The organism is Longimicrobiaceae bacterium (assembly GCA_035696245.1).
Classification (GTDB): Bacteria; Gemmatimonadota; Gemmatimonadetes; order Longimicrobiales; family Longimicrobiaceae; genus DASRQW01.
This window is the reverse complement of sequence record DASRQW010000358.1, coordinates 1-4,397: the sequence shown is the minus strand read 5'-3', so window position 1 is coordinate 4,397 and position 4,397 is coordinate 1. Positions and strand designations below refer to the sequence as shown.

The window sequence follows — 4,397 nt, the reverse complement described above, 5'->3', positions numbered from 1 at the left end:
CGTGCGCGGTCACCGGCCGGCGCAGCTCCAGCACCAGGCGCGGCTTGCCGAGCACCGTGGCGCGCAGATACCCGGGCGCCTTCTCCGGCAGCGTCTCGCCGCCCACGTCGCGCAGCTCGGCGATGTCGTGCCAGTCCGCGCGCACCGCCCATCGCAGCCCCACGCGCACGTGCAGCCGGTCGCGCTCCAGCAGCGTGGGCCGCAGACGCAGCGCCTGCAGGTCGCCCAGCACCCACAGCACGCCGTACAGGCCCACGGCGGTGATCGTCCACGCCGCGGTCGCGCTCCGCGCCTCCACCAGCAGGTGCACGGCGATGCCCTCCACGACGCTCACCATCACCAGCGCGGCCACCAGCGCCGTGTAGCCGCTTCGGCGGTGACTGGTGAACGCCTCCGCGCCCTGTGGCACCACGGGGCGAGCGCGCCAGCTGAACAGTGCGTAGTAGATGAGCGATACCTCGAACGCGATCGCCTCGGCGACGGCGCGGAAGGGCAGCGCCTCCACGGCCGCGCGGCGGATGCGGTCCGCTGCGTCGCCCGGCATCTGCGTTGACCGGCGGAGCGACGCGGCGAGCTTCCGCGCCACCAGGCCGACGACGAGCAGCTCCGCGAGTGCGGCGGCGTACGGCAGGAGCGGCGCGAGCATGCGGATACCGCCGGGCAGCACCGCCGCCGCGCCGACCAGGCTGAGCAGGAGCACCGGCGCCACCTTCGCGACCGGCTGGCGTCCGCGCAGGAAGAGGTGCCAGTAGACGGCCGGCACGACGACGGCCAGATCGAACACCACGGCCAGCGCGAGCAGGCCGGGCGACGAGGTGCGGGGAAAGGCGAGGCGTACGGTGAGCACTTCGGCGGCGTAGACGCCGGAGACGAGCAGGCCGAAGAGTGGAAGCGGGGACCTCTGGCGGAGCGCGTTCATCTCAGACTCCCGTGCGGGTTCGTCCAGACTGCGCGTGCGGGGCGGGCCGTGGCCCCGCACCCCACGATAGCGCGGTCCTTCCGCACGAACCGAGAGGAAATGCCGGAACTTCGCGCGGGACATCTCCCCACGACGCGTAGTCCGCCTCGACGCCTCGCACGGGCGCGCGAGAAAACGCCCCGCATCTCGAATCGGACGAGAGGCGGGACGGGAGATGAAGATTGGAGATGCGATCGGACGATGTGCCGTGGCGGAATCTCTACCGGTCAGCGCACCGGCGCGCGGCGAGATGCCGATCGACAGAGGAGGGGCAACCCTGCGCGAGGAGCCGGCGTCAGAAGAGCGAGATCTGCTCGCTCAGGCGGCCGGGCTCCACGGGCGCCTGCCCGAGCAGCGTCTGCATCTGCCGGGCAGAGGCGGGGCTGTGGCCCTGGTAGTGGTTGTTGACGTAGCCGAAGACGGACACGCCGCGCCCGGGCAGCCCCTGGAGCACCGTGGCCCAGCCCTCCAGCTCGTCCGTGCGGTCCACCACCACGCGCGAGTAGTCCACGATGTCGCGGTTGGGGCCCATCCACCGGACGTAGTGGAACTCCGCCGTGGGGCGCCCGGCCAGCTCCGTCATCACCTCGCGCGGGATCCAGCGGCCGTCGCTGAGCGCCAGCGCCACGCCGTGCTCGGCCAGCAGCGACAGCACGTCGGGCAGCACCTGCGGGCGCACCCACCGCGCGTGCCGCAGCTCCAACGCGAAGCGCATGTCGCGCGGCAGGCGGGCCAGGAAGCGCTCCAGCGCCGGCATCTCGGCCGGCACGAAGTCCGGGCCCATCTGCACCAGGACGGGTCCCAGCTTGTCGCCCAGCTCGCGCGCGCGGTCGGTGAACTCGTCCACCACGGGCTCCGCGTCCACCAGGCGGCGCTCGTGGGTGACCTCCTGCGGCATCTTCAGCGCGAAGGTGAAGCCCGGCGGCGTGCGATCCGCCCAGCCGCGCACCGTCTTGGCGGGCGGGATCGCGTAGAACGTGGAGTCGACCTCCACCGTGTCGAAGGCGCGGGCGTACGTGCCCAGGAAGTCGGCCGGGCGCGTGCCCTCGGGGTAGAAGGCGCCCACCCAGCCGGGGTAGTTCCACCCCTGCGTGCCCATGCGGATGCGGGCCGGACCGGTCTGGAAGCTCATGCAGGCGGCGCTCTTTCGGGAGATGGACGGCGTGCCCCGCCGCACAATATGGACGCCGCCGCACCGCTCCGCCACGCCCGCGCCGCGCCGCTGAAACTTCGGCGATGCGGGCCGCGTAGGCACTCCCAAGCAAGTTGGCACCTGGAATTCGAACCTGCTCGGGAGCACTCCGATGAGCGACAGCAACAACACTCTGGAAACGATCATCAAGTGGGCAGTCGTCGTGATCCTCGCGGTCGTGGCGCTGAAGGTGGTGGCGGCGGTGCTCGGCGTGGCCTTCGTTCTGGGCGGCGTCCTCCTGTTCAAGGTGCTGCCGCTGGTGCTGCTGGTGTGGCTGGTGATGAAGCTCGTGCAGTGGCTGCGCGGCTCCAACGGCCGGCCCGATGGAACGCAGAGCACCATGGACCTGTAGAAGTATCCAAGAGCACGAAGTTTCCCTCTCCAGGGGAAGACAGCGGGGGATCCCAGAGCATCGGGATCCCCCGCGGGCTTTCCCCCATCTCCCGCCGTCTCCCGCGAAGCATCCACCCGATCCGCATCTCCCGACCCGCTCCGAATCCTCGACGGTCGATCGACATCCTCCGTTCGCTGCATCCAAGCCTCGCCCCGATCCACATCTACCGCCACGCCTGCATCACCCGTCCGAAACACATCGTCCGTCACCGCATCCATATCCGCCGTCCGCAACACATCTCCCGTCGGATACACGACACACGTTGCGCGAAGTCGCAGGCGTGGCGCGGGTGGGGCGTATCGCGGCCGGCGGGTGTCGTGTGGCGATGCCGAAAACGGCGGCGTCCGTGTTGACTTGACCGGCGGCACAGGCAATGATGTGGGTTCCGGAAGGCGCCGCACGTCCGGCGCTTCCCGACCTCCGCCCGCTCGCCGCGCTCCGGCGCGGCTCGCCATCTCCACGAGGGAGCTTCCCCCATGAAAATCGTCAACCACCTGCTGGTGAAGGACGACGGCACGCCGTACCCGTTCGTCCGCACGCCCAACGTGAGCGCCAACGGCGTGAACCAGCACCGCTACCTGGTGATGCACTTCACCGCGGGCAGCAGCGCGAAGGAGTCGATCACCTGGCTGGCCGACCCGCAGGCCAAGGCGTCGGCGCACCTGGTGATCGGGAAGGATGGCTCGGTCACGCAGATGGTGGCGTTCAACAAGGTGGCGTGGCACGCGGGCAAGAGTACGTGGGAGGGCATCGACGGGCTGAACACGTACTCCATCGGCATCGAGCTGGACAACCCCGGCCGCCTCACGCGCAAGGGCGACCACTGGGCGGCGGACTTCGGCGGGAGCTACAAGGACGCCGACGTGATCCAGGCGGTGCACAAGAACGAGACCAAGTCGTCCGGCTGGTTCAAGTACCCGCAGGCGCAGATGGACGTGGCGCGCGAGATCGCCACGTTGCTGGTGAAGACGTATGGCATCAAGGAGGTGATCGGGCACGAGGACATCTCCCCCGGCCGCAAGGTCGACCCGGGCCCGGCGTTCCCGATGGACCAGTTCCGCGCCGAGGTGATGCTGGGCGCCGGCTCGGGCTCGGCAGCCGCGGGGGCGGCGCAGCCGTCTGCGGCGAGCGGGTTCTTCAAGGCCAAGTCGACGCTGAACATCCGGAGCGCGGCCAGCACCGACGCGGCGCCGGTGGCCGGCAGCCCGCTGCCGCCCGGTACGCTGGTGCAGGGGCTGGCGGACAACGGGGGGTGGAAGCAGGTGGCGGTGCAGGGCAGCGTGAACGGCGCGTCGGGCGTGCGCGGCTGGGTGAGCGCGCAGTACCTGGATGCGGCCACCACCGCGCTCCCGGACCGCCCCGCAGACCTCGCCCTCGCCGACAGCACCGGCTCCGTCGTCGCCTGACGCGACTCGGCGGACACGAATGAGGCCGGGCGGACGCTCCCCAGCGTCCGCCCGGCCCTTTTGGATCTAGCCCCGCCGTGGATTCTCCTCGTCCAAAGCCCACCGCAGTGGATTCTCGCCGATGTATCTCCTAGCCCGCCCGAGCTGGTCCTCGGTGCGGAGGACGTGCTCGTAGTAGCTTCGTTGCCACGCGAATTCGACTGCACCCGCGACCCTCACCTGGCGTGCGACACTCGCCTTGAACGCCCTGACGATCTCTCCGACCGTAGGGGTGCGATTTATCGCATCCGCGCGGGATCTCCCGATGGGTGAACCCGTTCGAAGCGCATTTTCATCCGCGGCTGCATTCCCGCGTGACGCGCGGGGAGGCAGATGTTGCCGTTGCACATCGAGAGATGCGGGAGCAGGCGTGTTCGCATTTCCGAGAGGGTTCTGCAGAGGAGAGTT

4 protein-coding genes are annotated in these 4,397 nt (G+C 70.0%); 2 read left to right on the top strand and 2 right to left on the bottom strand.

Going from position 1 to position 4,397, the window contains the following annotated elements; genetic code table 11:
• Window positions 1-919: hypothetical protein (locus VFE05_16410; GenBank protein HET6231658.1), on the bottom strand; the 919-nt coding region annotated here is incomplete at its 3' end.
• Between the two features lie 334 nt (window positions 920-1,253).
• Entirely contained in the window at window positions 1,254-2,090 is an 837-nt protein-coding gene (locus VFE05_16405; protein ID HET6231657.1) for a DUF72 domain-containing protein, read from the bottom strand.
• Window positions 2,091-2,262: 172 nt separating this feature from the next.
• On the opposite strand from VFE05_16405, the gene VFE05_16400 reads away from it, so the two are divergent.
• Together VFE05_16400 and VFE05_16395 are read left to right on the top strand one after the other, a co-directional pair.
• A complete protein-coding gene (locus VFE05_16400) occupies window positions 2,263-2,502 on the top strand; it encodes a hypothetical protein (protein HET6231656.1) in 240 nt (79 codons plus the stop codon).
• 518 nt (window positions 2,503-3,020) lie between these two features.
• A complete protein-coding gene (locus VFE05_16395; protein HET6231655.1) occupies window positions 3,021-3,950 on the top strand; it encodes an N-acetylmuramoyl-L-alanine amidase in 930 nt (309 codons plus the stop codon).
• The last annotated feature ends 447 nt before the right edge of the window (window positions 3,951-4,397 follow it).

Bases quoted from the DNA above. Each gene is read 5' to 3' on its own strand.
- VFE05_16395 (HET6231655.1), top strand. From the start codon at position 3,021: ATGAAAATCGTCAACCACCTGCTGGTGAAGGACGACGGCACGCCGTAC.
- VFE05_16400 (HET6231656.1), top strand. From the start codon at position 2,263: ATGAGCGACAGCAACAACACTCTGGAAACGATCATCAAGTGGGCAGTC.
- VFE05_16405 (HET6231657.1), bottom strand. From the start codon at position 2,090: ATGAGCTTCCAGACCGGTCCGGCCCGCATCCGCATGGGCACGCAGGGG.